The organism is Rhodococcus sp. EPR-157, from assembly GCF_001647195.1.
Lineage (GTDB): Bacteria > Actinomycetota > Actinomycetes > Mycobacteriales > Mycobacteriaceae > Rhodococcoides.
The window spans coordinates 1-10587 of sequence record NZ_LVCV01000051.1 but is presented as its reverse complement, the minus strand read 5'-3'; the positions used below and the strand labels follow the sequence as shown (position 1 = coordinate 10587).

General features: G+C 62.6%; 11 protein-coding genes. 5 read left to right on the top strand and 6 right to left on the bottom strand.

Features of this window, described 5'->3' with window-relative positions; translation table 11 throughout:
• The 3 genes from A2J03_RS02170 to A2J03_RS02160 all read left to right on the top strand — a co-directional run.
• Nucleotides 1–637: GGDEF domain-containing protein (locus A2J03_RS02170; protein WP_156520144.1), on the top strand; the 637-nt coding region annotated here is incomplete at its 5' end.
• 47 nt (nt 638–684) lie between these two features.
• Nucleotides 685–1095, top strand: coding sequence for a hypothetical protein (locus A2J03_RS02165; RefSeq protein ID WP_068369121.1), 411 nt, complete (start codon nt 685–687; stop codon nt 1093–1095).
• An 83-nt stretch (nt 1096–1178) separates the two neighbouring features.
• Entirely contained in the window at nt 1179–1811 is a 633-nt protein-coding gene (locus A2J03_RS02160; RefSeq protein ID WP_068369118.1) for a DUF305 domain-containing protein, read from the top strand.
• A gap of 68 nt (nt 1812–1879) precedes the next feature.
• Here A2J03_RS02160 and A2J03_RS02155 read toward each other — a convergent pair whose 3' ends face one another.
• The 5 genes from A2J03_RS02155 to A2J03_RS02135 form a co-directional block, all read right to left on the bottom strand.
• Nucleotides 1880–4006 (bottom strand): heavy metal translocating P-type ATPase, encoded by a 2127-nt coding sequence (locus A2J03_RS02155; protein ID WP_068369109.1) that lies wholly within the window; start codon nt 4004–4006, stop codon nt 1880–1882.
• A 34-nt stretch (nt 4007–4040) separates the two neighbouring features.
• Complete coding sequence (locus A2J03_RS02150; RefSeq protein WP_068369106.1) at nt 4041–4271, bottom strand: heavy-metal-associated domain-containing protein; 231 nt, start codon at nt 4269–4271, stop codon at nt 4041–4043.
• Nucleotides 4272–4381: 110 nt separating this feature from the next.
• A complete protein-coding gene (locus A2J03_RS02145; RefSeq protein WP_068369103.1) occupies nt 4382–5605 on the bottom strand; it encodes an MFS transporter in 1224 nt (407 codons plus the stop codon).
• A 79-nt stretch (nt 5606–5684) separates the two neighbouring features.
• Nucleotides 5685–6287 (bottom strand): TetR/AcrR family transcriptional regulator, encoded by a 603-nt coding sequence (locus A2J03_RS02140; RefSeq protein WP_068369100.1) that lies wholly within the window; start codon nt 6285–6287, stop codon nt 5685–5687.
• A 32-nt stretch (nt 6288–6319) separates the two neighbouring features.
• Nucleotides 6320–6898 carry a TetR/AcrR family transcriptional regulator gene (locus tag A2J03_RS02135; RefSeq protein WP_068369097.1) on the bottom strand — a complete coding sequence of 193 codons (579 nt, stop codon included), beginning with the start codon at nt 6896–6898 and terminating at the stop codon, nt 6320–6322.
• 122 nt (nt 6899–7020) lie between these two features.
• Between A2J03_RS02135 and A2J03_RS02130 the strand changes: the two genes are divergently transcribed.
• A complete protein-coding gene (locus A2J03_RS02130) occupies nt 7021–7953 on the top strand; it encodes an alpha/beta hydrolase (RefSeq protein WP_068369094.1) in 933 nt (310 codons plus the stop codon).
• A 20-nt stretch (nt 7954–7973) separates the two neighbouring features.
• Here A2J03_RS02130 and A2J03_RS02125 read toward each other — a convergent pair whose 3' ends face one another.
• Nucleotides 7974–9269, bottom strand: a complete 1296-nt coding sequence (locus tag A2J03_RS02125) for a PucR family transcriptional regulator (protein ID WP_197480579.1) — start codon at nt 9267–9269, stop codon at nt 7974–7976.
• Between the two features lie 169 nt (nt 9270–9438).
• Here A2J03_RS02125 and A2J03_RS02120 point away from each other — a divergent pair, with 169 nt between their 5' ends.
• A complete protein-coding gene (locus tag A2J03_RS02120) occupies nt 9439–10512 on the top strand; it encodes a class I adenylate-forming enzyme family protein (protein WP_331712351.1) in 1074 nt (357 codons plus the stop codon).
• Nucleotides 10513–10587: the final 75 nt, after the last annotated feature.

Genomic DNA, 10587 nt, shown 5'->3' with positions numbered 1-10587 from the left:
TGGAGCTCTGCTCGTGCGGGCGGTCACGGAACCTGCAGCCGATGTCGTGCTGGCGTGCGCGTACCTCATTCTCTTGACACTGATCTTGTTCTCGGCGCCGATACTGACCCAGGTTCTCCTGTTGCTGTTGCGCAGCGATGCGGCCACTGCCTTCTACGATCCACTGACCGGGCTACGCAACCGGCGCGGATTGGACGCGGCAATCATCCAGCGAGGTACCGATCCGGATTTGCACGGTAGGACAGCGGCGGTCCTCGTCGTGGATCTTGATGGGTTCAAGCTCGTGAACGACCGCTTCGGTCACGTGCACGGCGACGCCGTGCTCCGCGCGACGGCCAACGCAATCGACGAGGCCTTTCCGCCGCCGGCGATCACTGCGCGGACCGGTGGCGAGGAATTCGCGATCCTCACCTACGTCGACTCACGTGCGGCGATCGATCAGATCGCCGGTCTGCAGAGTTGTCTCGCGGCCAACCCGGAGGTGGGCACGACCGTGAGCGTCGGCGGTGCTCACCTTGCTGCAGCCTCGGTTGCTCGCGACTTCGAACAAGCCTGGAGTCGAGCAGACGCCGCGATGTACGCAGCCAAGCGAGCGGGCGGAAACGCAGTCTCGTTCCATGACCAGCAGACTCGCTGACTCGATGTCAGTACCCCTAGGGGGTATATCTTGGTATGGTCGATGACATGCGATCAGAAAATCGGCACCGCCGACGGGGCTTTGCCCTGTCGACCGGATTGTTGATTGCGCTGACGGTGTTCGGAGTGCTGCTGATGCACTCGGTGACACCGATTTCTTCGACGAGTACGTCCATGTCGATGGGTGCCCACTCCGCGATGGTGCCGATGCCAGCAGTCGACAGTTCGATTCCGGTGGCGTTCGGGGAACATGATTGCCCGTCTGCGCATCAGATGACGCACCCCTGTGTGTGGACGACGGCGTCGTGGCCTGCATTGACGGTTCCGCCGACGATCGTCGGCTTCGAGCTTGCCGCGCCAACAGAGGCCGGAATAGGCGGTCGCACCGAGTCCACGTTGGGGCGCGGTCCGCCGTGGACGAAGTGGCAGTTGGACAGATCGGTGACCTTGCGAGTGTGACGGGGAGCCCGGTGAGCGCACGCGCACCGGCGGATCGAAAGACATCCGTTTCCCTGGACAATCACTCTTGCAAGGAGTTCGACATGCGTACCAAATTAGTAGTTTCGCTCGCTGCTGCCACTATGAGCGCGTTCCTCGTCGTCGGCTGCAGCGACGGCTCGACCGATTCTCCGATGGACGGGCACTCGATGGACGGGCGGTCGATGGATGTGTCCTCGTCTGCTCCATCCTCTACGGACGGGGCCAGTGCGTCGGCGGAGTTCAATGACGCCGATGTGATGTTCGCGCAGCTGATGTACCCGCACCATGCACAGGCAGTCGAGATGGCCGCGATGGCGGAGGGTCGCACCGATAATCCCGAGGTCTTGGCGTTGGCGTCGGCGATCGAAGCCGCGCAGCAGCCCGAGATGGACCAGTTGACTGCGTGGCTCACCGAGTGGGGCCAGCCAGCCCCCTCTGCGGGCATGGGCGGAATGGATCACAGCCCGGGCGGCGGCATGATGACGCAGCAGGAAATGGGCGGTCTGATGGCGGCCTCGGGTCCTGAGTTCGACCGCCAGTGGTTGACGATGATGATCGCCCACCACCGCGGCGCCATCGAGATGGCGAACACCGAGATTTCCGACGGTTCCAATCCCGATGCTCAGCAGATGGCCCGCACGATCGTCGAGACTCAGCAGCAGGAGATCGACACCATGCAGCGACTGCTCGGCTGACTCGAACCGCAATCAGCCGAAGGCCGCACCCCCTACGAGAGGGTGCGGCCTTCGGCCTTTGTGCGCAGCTATCGTTGTGGTTCTCCGTAGGTGCGGGGTGCGAGGTCCAGTCGACGCAGCAGTTGTGCGTTCGCCGCGACGATGATCGTCGACAGCGACATCAGGATTGCCCCGATCGACATGGGGAGCACGAACCCGACAGGTGCCAGCACTCCGGCCGCGAGCGGGACGGAGATCAGGTTGTATCCTGCTGCCCACCAAAGGTTTTGCTTCATCTTCCGATACGAGGCACGGGAGAGTTCGATCACCGACAATACTGATCGTGGGTCGTCGCTGGCCAGAATGACTCCGGCCGATGCAATAGCGACGTCTGTGCCCGCACCGATCGCGATGCCGACATCGGCTTGCGCGAGAGCGGGTGCGTCGTTGACTCCGTCGCCGACCATCGCAACGGTGCGCCCTTCCTGCTGTAGGGCAGCGACGTTGTGCGACTTGTCCTCTGGCTTCACACCGGCAAAGTAGCGATCCACGCCGAGTTCGGAGGCGACGGACTTCGCCACGGCATCGGCGTCGCCGGTGATCATGACCACCGCGATTCCCCGGGTGTGGAGGGCGTCGATCGCAGTGCGCGATTCGGGCCGGATCTCATCCGCCAGTGCGAGCGCACCGACTACGATGCCGCCGGAGAGGACGTGCAGGATGATTGCCCCGTCTTCGCGCCACTGCTCGGCGACAGCGAGTTCGGCTGCGTGTTCCTGCTCGAGCAGAGCTGGCCCGCCGACCTGGATTCGGGTTCGGTCGACGTCGGCAGACACCCCGACAGCGGGGGAGGACCGGAAGTCGGTGGCGGTCGGGACGGTCAGATCCCTGTGACGTGCGGCGTCGACGATGGCGCGCGCAAGTGGATGCTCGGAATCAGCTTCGGCGGCAGCAGCAAGTGCGAGGACCTCATCGGCAGTGAGCCCGGCGGTCACGTCGATCGCGGTGACGGTGGGTTCACCTTTGGTGAGGGTGCCGGTCTTGTCGAACAGCACGGTGTCCACTGTCCGCATGGTCTCGAGTGCAAGCCGGTCTTTGACGAGGACACCGCCGCGGGCTGCTCGTTCGGTGGCGATGGAGACCACCAGCGGAATCGCCAGGCCGAGTGCGTGGGGGCAGGCGATGACCAACACGGTGATCGTGCGGATGACGGCGTCGTCGGGCATCCCGAACAGTGTCCACACTGCGGCGGTGATGATCGCGGCTCCGAGGGCGAACCAGAACAACCAGCCTGCGGCGGTGTCGGCGATGCGTTGAGCCCGTGATGTCGAGTTCTGGGCGTCGGCGACCAACCGGCCGATTCCGGCGAGGGCGGTGTCTTCCCCTACCGCGGTGACCTGGACCCGGAGACCGGAGTCGGTGGCGACCGTCCCGGCGACGACCTGCTCGCCGTCGCCGCGGCGGATGGTGCGTGATTCACCGGTGATCATGGATTCGTCCATGCTCGCCGATCCGGAGACGATGGTGCCATCGGCCGGTACTCGGCCGCCGGGTCGGACGACGACGGTATCGCCGAGCTGCAACTGGTCCGGGGATACCGTCACTACATCATCGCCTTCGATGCGTTCGGCGGTGTCGGGCAGCAAAGCTGCCAGCGAATCCAAAGCGGATGTGGTCTGTGCGAGTGATCGCATCTCGATCCAGTGTCCGAGCAGCATGATGACGATCAGCAGCGCCAGTTCCCACCAGAAGTCGAGCTGATGGTCCAGCACACCGAGGCTGGCTCCCATCGATGCGACGAACGCGACCGTGATCGCAAGGGCGACGAGCAGCATCATTCCCGGCGCACGTGAACGAATCTCGCTCACTGCCCCGGTGAGGAACGGGGAACCGCCCCAAGCGAACATCACGGTGCCCAACACCGGTGATACCCAGGCGATCCACGACGCGTCGGGCAGTGAGTAACCGACGAGCATCGCGAACATGTCCGAGGCGAGGATCACCGGGACCGCGAGTACCAGCATGACCCAGAACAGACGACGGAACATGCCGACGTGATCGCCGTGTCCGCCGTGCCCTCCGCCATGACCACTGTGGTCGGTGTGCCCTTCGTGTTCGGAGTGGGCTGCGCTGTGTCCGGACATGTCGTGTCCCGTATGTGGGTTCACTGCCTCGGCCACCCCGGCGTCGACGTCGGCATGTGTGTGGTTGTTCATTGTGCGAGTCCCTTCTATCCGCCGAGTTCGATTGCTACTCGGTGCGCGAGTCTGCGGGTTGTGGTTCTGCTGTGTATCCGGCTTCGCGGACGGCGGCGATGACCTCGGCCTGGTCGAGCTCTACGGCGCTTGTCACCGTCAGCACCCCTGCCGACGCCGATGCCTCGACCGTTTCCACGCCGTCGACGGTGGTGACTTCGTCGCGGACCGATGCCTCGCAGTGGCCGCAGGTCATGCCGCTGACTCGGTAGTTGGTGGTGATCATGCGAAGCTCCTTCGTTGCTGGATTCTTGATACCCCCTGGGGGTATCAAGCGTGCAAGTCGGACCATACCCCCTCCCGGTATATTTGGGAAGGGTCGTCATCGCCCCTACCTCAGTCCGCGTCTCGGTTCGTGGTGATCTCGGCTCGAACTGCGCCCAGCTTCGGCATCAGCGCGAAGATTCCTGCACTCGCGAAGGCGAGAGAGAGGTAGTACACCGAATGGACTGATCCGGTCACGTCGATGATCACACCACCGAGCGACGCGCCCAGGAAGACTCCGAAGCAGATGATCGAGGTGTGAACGGTGTTCACCATGAATGATGTTCCGCCCACCTTCATGACGCGCACTGCGAATGCTGGATTGAGGCTGACTCCGGCGAATCCGAGCGCTGCGACGCCGACCAAGACCACCACCGAGTTGCCGTCACCGAAGATGAACAGCAGGCCGGACAGGAAGACGACCACCGCGCCGACGCTCGCCACAGTCAGCGGCAAGCTGTCGGAGAGGCGGCTGACAACGGTGATACCGATGACGCACGCGACACCATACGCGGCCAAAATGATTGGTACCCAACTCTGGTCGAACCCGGCACGCTCGGTGAGGATGGGTGAGAAGTAGCTGAAGATGGAGAAGACCGCGCCGATCAACAACCCACTCGTCGCGTACGCAAGCCACAGGCTGCCGTTCCTCGACTCCGACAGTTGAGCCAGGATTTTCGGCCGCGGGCCGGCGTCCACGGCCGGAACCAGAGCGACACTCGACACGAGCGCGATTGCCGCCAGCACGGCGACGAACGCAAAGGCAAGTCGCCAACCGAACGCGTTTCCAACGAAGCTGGCAACGGGAAGTCCGATGACGGTGCCGATCGTGTTGCCTCCCATTACAATTCCGATTGCGCGCCCTCGGATCTTCTCCGGTACTGTCTGGGCGGCAATGGACAACGTCACGCCGTACGCGGTACCCGCGGCTGCCCCGGTGAGAATGCGACCGATCACGATGACGGCATAGCTGGGTGCTGCAGCGGCGATCAACTCGCCGATGATGAACACGATCGAAATGGCGATCAGCGCGGACTTGGGCCGAAACCGGGTGAGGTAGATGGAGGCGGGCGGGGCTACGAGCACCATCGACAGGGCGTAGATCGCGATCAGGTAACCGACGCTGGGGATGGATGCAGGCAGATCCCGTGCCAGGTCGTTCATCAACCCCGACACCATGAACTCGCTCGTCGTGAACGCCAGAATGGTGAACGCGAGTACGTAGACCGGGAGGGGGACTCGGGTGATCCGATCGAGGTCGGGCGTGTGCGAACCAGTCAATTCGGTGCTGCTCATCGGACTGTCCTTCTCTTCTTTCTGTACTGTTCTGTACAGAAAGAGTTGTCGACTATGGATACGGCCGAGAGTGTCGCGCCTACGGTGTCAGAACCATCAACGCGCCACTCGCGATAGCGCGCATGGATTCGGCTCCTGATCCCACTCGGGCGGCCACCCTGATTCCGACGACAGCCCCGTTGATGATCTCGGCCTGAGCGGAAGGCGGCAACGTGCACGCGATGTCGCCGCTCGCTTGTCCTGCGCGCAGGTAGTCCGCCATGACGGACAGCCTGCTGTGCAGGTTGGTTTTCAACTGCTCGTACGGGCCCGATAATTCGGGATTGTCCGCAGCCTCGAGTGCCGTGTTCACGGAAAAGCACCCCGACGGACCGCCTGCAGCGCGACGCTCCAACTCGCTGTCGATCAGGTCATCGAACAACGCCGACACTCGCTCGTGCACTGTCGACGACTCTCGTTTCAATATTGCATCGACGGATTCGTCGGCTGCGGCGAGATACGTCGACATGCATTCCTCGTACAGCCCGATCTTGTTTCGGAAGGCGTTGTACAGACTGCTGCGACCCAAACCGGTTGCTTGGCACAGTGTCTCGGTGCTCGTCCCGTTGAATCCATGAGCCCAGAATTCGCCGAGTGCTGCCTCGACAGCTGTGCTTCGATCGAATTCGGCGGTTCTACCCATGGGTGAACGGTAGCAATTGTGTATCAATCTGTCTAGAAAGGGTCAGGGAACGTCGCGAATGTCGTCGACCCAGTTTTGGTAATGCGTAGAAGCACGTCGACGGTCGCTCGGTTCTGCTGCTCCGTGTTCGGGTGGGTCAGCATGCTTTCGATTACGAATACGATCACGCGCGTCATCGCCTCGATATCGGCGGAAGGCGAACCCGAGTGGGTGAGATTCGACGCGATCCAGCCTTCCCATGTCGAATGGAAACCGCTGTGCCAGTCGTCGATTTCCGGCGATAGGGCCTTGCGCACGTGAACGGTGTCGACAAGTCGGTGGTATCGGGTGAGCTCACGAACCGCCCAGAGAATACGGTCTCCCAGCGGCTGCTCACCCAGGGCGGCAAAGCGGGTGAGGGTCTCGGCGTGAATGTCGTCGAGCACGCCGATCAGCAATTGGTCCTTGTCCCGGAAGTACCAATAGATGGTGTTGGCAGTCACCCCGGCCGCGGCCGCGATCTTTCCCATCGTCGTGTTGTCGTAACCGTCGTCGACGAACAAGGTCGTCGCTGCTGTGACGATCTCGGCCCGCTTTTCGGTTCGGTCGACAGGCGTGCGATTGCGAGGCATCCCGAGACACTATCTTGATTGACGATCAAGACGCTGCTATCGTCCTCTTGAACATCAATCAAGAACTGCTCTGCTCCGGTGGTTGTCGCCGATCGCCTTCACTTCGACCCGAAAGACTCGCCATGCTTATCAGTGACATGCCAGCCGAATACTCCCGTAGTGACGAATGGTTCGACTCCGAGGGCGTGCGCTGTGCGGTCAGGGTGTATCGGCCGACTGCCGCCGAGACCGACACGCCGGCAGTGGTGATGGCTCACGGGTTCGGCACTCCCCGCGCCCTCCGGCTCTACAGCTACGCGGACGCCTTCGCCCGTGCCGGGTACACGGTGCTCGTCTTCGACTACCGGCACTTCGGCGACAGTGAAGGCGAGCCGCGCCAGCTACTCGATGTCGCCAAACAGCAACAGGACTACCGCAATGCGATCGAGTACGCCCGCTCGTTGGACGGTGTCGATTCCCGACGCATCGTCGGCTGGGGCACCTCGTTCGCAGGCGGCCACGTCCTCACCCTGGCAGGCACGGGCCAGAACTTCGCGGCCGTCATTGCGCAGGTCCCACACGTCAGCGGTCCGGCAGCTGTTCTCGCAACAGGCCTTCGTAACTCGCTGCGCGTGCTGCCCTCAGCCGTGATCGACCAAGCTCGGGCACTGCTGAAGCTGTCACCGCGCTACATCAATTCCGTAGGTCGACCGGGAGATGTGGCAGTGATGACCACTCCCGACGCGATGGACGCACGCGACCGACTCTTTGCTGCATCCGGACTGAAGGACGGCGACTATCCCGAAACCGTCGCGGCACGAATTCTCCTCAGGATCGGCTTGTACTCACCCGGCCGCACTGCAGGCGCGATCACGTGCCCCACGCTCGTTCAGATCATGTCCAACGACGCGGTCACTCCGGCCTCTGTCGCGCAGAAGCCGGCAGCGAAGATCCCACACGTGACCGTCCGCTTCCATCGCGGCGGCCACTTCGATCCCTATGTGGAACCGCTGTTCCCGATAGTGATCGAGGAGCAGTTGTCGTTCCTGAAGACAGCGGTACCGCTCGCACCCTGAAACATCGACGAATCCCGCAGTCACTCGGCGCGGGTCGAATCGGTCGAGTTGCCCAGCCACGACTGCAGTACCAGCGCTTGTTCGATGTCGAACCGGTGCCCGGCGATCGGGTGACCGATCATCTGTTCGGCGCTCTTGACCCGATACTTCACCGTGTTGTAGTGCAGGTGAAGTGTCTCTGCTGTTGCTTTGTGGCTGGACTGATGGTCGAAAAAGGCACGGAGCGTCTCACGGAGTCGCCGCGCCGCGTCCGTGTCGTCGGCAAGTGGGCCGAGGGTGCTGCGGATCAATTGGTGTGCGCGAGCCAGATCTGCGCTCGCCAATGCGCTGAATGCCAGGCCTGGATCCTCGTACGAGGTGACGATGCGGTCGCCGGCGTCGGTAAGGAGGGCCATGGAACGGGCCTGTTGTGCGTGCAGATGCGAAGTCCTGAAACCAGCACTACCGAATTCGGTTGTGCCCAGAGCTATGTGGGCGCCACCGAATCTTGCGTCCATCAGCTGGCGGATGTTGTTCGCGTCGAGCTGCCCCGCCCCGCGCCCGGTCGGAATCCACACCCACGCGGTCAAGTTGTCTGCAGCTACGAACAGAGGCGTCGGGTTGTCGGCGAGCGTCTCGCACATTCGGCGGGCCAACTGTTCGAGGACAGGCAACCCGTCCCGGTCGGATTTCGGCTTGTCCATCCACAAGATCGCTGCGCAATGATGTCGGTCCAGCTGATATCCGATCGCCTGGGACGCCTGGTTGTCGTCGGTCGAGCCGGAGTTGGACAGCAGCTCCCGTATGCGGGTAGCTCGGACATTGTTTCGGTTGGCTAGCCACCGTTCGTGTTCGACCAGGTATGCCGACACGACCTGCTCCGAGATCCAGTCGATGTACACCGAGCTGATCGAGACAATGTGGTGCGAGACCTTAAGTCCCAGAACGGGATCGATGGAAGAAGCCTGGAGTCTGGCGAAGATCCGATCCAACAGCGTGGTTTGACCGAGTCGGTAGGCGCGCACGAGCGCGGTCACGGGAATGGCGTGCTGTGCAAGTCTGCGGGCGTATTCCATCGCAGCGGAGGGCGCATGCAGGTGGTCCGCCGTGATGCCGTGCTGCAAGACATGGAAGACGGTGTCGACGTTGCCTTCGATGCTCGCACCGAGTAGCTCGAGCAACTGGCTGTCCCCGCCGAGCTCGGAGATCTCCCGTTCGAGAACATCACGAATGTTTCGCGACTCCTCGAGGAGGTGGGCGCTCATCTCGGCGATGACGGTCGCGACGACAGCTTCGACTGCCGACTCTGCGGCGACATTGGATAGTGGCGGTTGCACGATATCGACAATAGGCCGTCCGAGACTCTGTGGTTGACCCTTTTCTCCAGTCCCGGGGCTTGTCTCCGCGAGACAAACGCGGCTCGAAACTTCATTGTCTGGAGATATGGCCTGCATCACATTGGGTCCATAGCGTTATGGAACCCGCTTCCTCCAGTGAAGGACCCCCATGCACCTGCCCGACCTTCTCGATCTTCGCGCGTCGACCGCTCCTGACGCGCCCGCCATCGGCGACGATCGAGTGTCCTTGTCGAATCGAGAATTGCGTGACGCCGTGCGCTCGGCGGCAGCCCTTCTGTCCGGCCGTGGCATCTCTCACGGCGATGTCGTGGCGATCATGCTGCCGAACCAGGTCGAGTTCGTCATCGCCCTGTTCGCCGCATGGCGTCTTGGGGCAACTGCAACTCCGGTCAACCCGTCCTTGACCGCGCAGGAGATCGGGTACCAGATCGACGACTGTTCAGCAGCGTTGGTGATCACGGCCCCGGAACTGGTGCTGAAGACCCCACTCGAGGTGGCCCGGGTGACCGATCTGGCCGAACGACCTGACCCCGCCCGACTCGCCGATACCCCGGTAGCAACCGCCGCCGACGATCTCGCCCTGCTGATCTACACCAGCGGTACGACGGGAAAACCCAAGGGGGTCATGCTCGATCATGCCAACCTGACGGCGATGACGACGATGTCCATCGACGCATTTTCTCTCGATCCCGAGGTGCACAGTCTGCTGATCCTGCCGCTGTTCCACGTCAACGGCATTGTCGTGAGCATCCTTTCGCCTCTCGCCGCCGGTGGGCGAGCCACGATAGCGGGGCGGTTCGACCCGAGAACATTCTTCGGTCGTGTCGAATCCGCACGGCCGACCTTCTTTTCGGGTGTCCCGACCATCTACGCGATGCTGGCCAACCTTCCCGAGACGGTGGTACCGGACACCAGCTCCCTGCGATTCGCCGTGTGTGGAGCGGCCCCGGCGAGCCCGGCACTGCTCGAAGCCTTCGAGGCCCGGTTCGGGGTACCCGTCGTCGAGGGATACGGCCTGTCCGAGGGCACCTGCGCAACGACGGTCAATCCCCTCGGCGGACTACGTAAGCCGGGAACAGTCGGACTTCCGCTGCTCGGACAGCGCATTCGAATCGTCGACGAGAACGGCAACACCATCGACGACGGTCGTCCCGGAGAGGTTCTCGTCAAGGGTGCCAACGTGATGCGGGGCTATCTCGGACGACTAGTAGTACTTTGTTAGGTCGGCGTGTCGGCTCGAGTTTTCCGTCGATTCTCGAGACCATTCGTGGATGGATACGTCAGAACTCGACGAGGT